1 protein-coding gene is annotated in these 2,806 nt (G+C 66.7%); it reads left to right on the plus strand.

Annotated elements, in window-relative coordinates; translation table 11 throughout:
* Positions 1 to 2,806, plus strand: a 2,806-nt coding sequence (locus ACLP4W_RS22385) for a type I polyketide synthase (RefSeq protein ID WP_442389612.1), incomplete at both ends; no start/stop codon positions are given.

Genomic DNA, 2,806 nt, shown 5'->3' on the forward strand with positions numbered 1-2,806 from the left:
ACAGCGCATCGACGTGATACGCGAACAATCCGGCTGCGAAGTCCGGGTCATCACGGCCGACGTCGCCAACCCGCACGACGTCGCTCGTGTCTTGGCCACTGTGCGGGCCGAACTGCCATCGCTGGCCGGCGTCGTGCACGCCGCAGGCGAGATCAGCACCACCCCGCTGCAAGCCTTGGACTTCGAATCTCATCAAGCCGAAGTTGATCGAGTGTTCGCCGGGAAGGTCTGGGGTGCTTGGAATTTGAGCGAAGCTACCGCGGACCTGAAGCTGGACTTCTTCCTCAGCACCTCCTCGATTGCCGGGGTATGGGGCGCCGGCGGCCAGACTGCTTACAGCGCGGCCAACGCCTTCCTCGACGGGTTGGCCTGGCGGCAGCGCGAGCAGGGTGTTCCCGGGATCAGCGTCAACTTCGGTCCGTGGTTAGGGGCGGGCATGGCCGACGAGGCCGCCCGCGCGGAACTGGATAAGCGGGGTGTCCGGCCATTGTCGCCTGCCGATGCATTGGCGGGGATGGCCGAACTCATGGCGTCTTCAGGCAAGGGCGCTTCACACGGGGTTGTGGCCCGGATCGACTGGGCCAGCTTCCTGCCGCTCTACCAGGTGGCGGGGAAGCGGTTATTCTTCGCGCAGTTGCAGCGTGAGGTGCCCGAGGCGGCGCTGGCACCGGCTGCGTCGGGGACCACCCAATTGGTCGAGCAGCTCACCCTCGCTCCGGCGCAGCAGCGGAAGAAACTTGTCGTGGATTATCTGCGCGACGTCGTCGCGGAGGTGACCCGGATCGATGCGGCGGAGATCCGCGACGAGGCCGGCTTCTTCGACGTCGGCATGGATTCGCTGATGGCCGTGGAACTGCGGCGCCGGCTCGAGCAGTCCGTGGGCAAGGAATTGCCGTCGACCCTGGCGATGGACTATCCACGTCTGGTCGACGTGGCCGACTTCCTGCTCGGCGACGTCCTCAGCATCGGCACACCGGCGCCCAGCGCACCGGCACCGGCCCAGCCGGCTGCGGTAGTGACGATGCGCAATGATGAACCGATCGCTATCGTCGCGGTCGCCTGCCGCTTTCCGGGCGCCCCCGACCCCGAGGCGTACTGGGAGTTGCTGTCCGGCGGTGTCGACGCGATCCGGGAGATCCCGGACGACCGCTTCGACGTCGACGAGTACTACGACCCGGATCCCGAGGCGCCGGGCAAGATCTACACGCGCTACGGCGGATACCTCGACAGCATCGACGGATTCGATCCGGAGTTCTTCGGCATCTCCCCGCGCGAGGCCGTGTGGATGGATCCGCAGCAGCGGTTGATGCTGGAAATTGCGTGGGAGGGCCTGGAACGCGCCGGGTATTCGCCTGCGTCGTTGCGCGGCAGCCGAACCGGCGTGTTCGTGGGGGTGGCTGCTAACGAGTATTCGCAGCTGCTGAACGCCAACTCGGTCGAGACCATCGAAGCCCATTTCATCACCGGCAATGCGCTCAACGTCATCGCGGGCCGGGTAGCGTTCGCGCTCGGGCTGGAAGGGCCGGCGATGGCGGTGGATACCGCGTGCAGCGCGTCGCTGGTGGCCGTCCATCAGGCCTGCCAGGCATTGCATTCCGGTGACTGCGATTTGGCGCTGGCCGGTGGGGTGAATGTCTTGGTGAGTCCGGCATCGATCGTTGCCACCGCGCGCGCCAGAATGCTTGCCGCCGACGGCCGATGCAAGACCTTCGACGCCGCCGCGAACGGCTACGCGCGCAGTGAAGGCTGCGGGATTCTGGTGCTCAAGCGGCTCAGCGATGCCGAGCGCGACGGCGATCAGATTTGCGCGGTCATCCGGGGCAGCGCGGTCAATCAGGACGGCGCTTCCAGTGGTTTGACGGTGCCGAATGGTGGTGCGCAGCAACGGCTTATCGCCGCAACGCTGGCTCGCGCCGGCCTCGTAGGCGGGGACGTCGACTACCTCGAGGCGCACGGCACGGGCACCTCGCTGGGCGACCCGATCGAGGTCCAGGCCGCCGCGGCCGCCTATGGGGTCGGCCGTGACCCGAACCGGCCGCTGCTGATCGGATCGGCGAAGACCAACATCGGGCACCTCGAATCGGCAGCGGGGATCGCCGGCCTGATCAAGGTCGTGCTGTCTTTGCAGCACGAAGTTCTGCCGCAGAACCTGCACTTCGAGAACCCGTCGCCGAACATTCCGTGGGACTCGCTGCCGGTGCGGGTGGTGGACAAGGCGATTCCGTGGCAGGCCAACGGCAGGCCGCGTCGCGCCGGAACAAGTTCCTTCGGGTTCTCCGGCACGAACGCACACGTGCTGATCGAGGAGGCGCCACCACAATCGGCAGTCGCAGAAGAATTTTCGTCAGGCGACGGCGCGTCGGCACAGGAGCCGACCATCACACAAGAATCGGTCGGCGTGTTGCCGTTGTCGGCGCGGTCACCGGAGGCGCTGGTGGCGTTGGCGCAGCGATATGGAACCTGGTTGGAGGCGCACCCAGACGTCGACATCGCTGATGTGTGCTTCACCGCCGGGGCCGGGCGTTCGCATTTCGAGCACCGGGCCGCGCTCGTGGTGGATTCGGTTCAGGGTGCCCGCGAGCTCTTGGCCGGATTGGCCGAGAACCGGTTAGGACCGGGTGCGGTGCGTGGCGAGTGCGGTGACCCGCCGAAGACCGCGTGGTTGTTCACGGGGCAGGGCAGCCAGTACCCGGGGATGGCGCGCGAATTGTTCGACACCGAGCCGGTGTTCGCCGACACCGTGAAGCGTTGCGCAGAAGCGATCGATGGGCTGCTGCCGCGTCCGTTGCTGGAGGTCCTGTTCGAC

This window comes from Mycobacterium sp., assembly GCF_052145595.1.
GTDB lineage: Bacteria > Actinomycetota > Actinomycetes > Mycobacteriales > Mycobacteriaceae > Mycobacterium.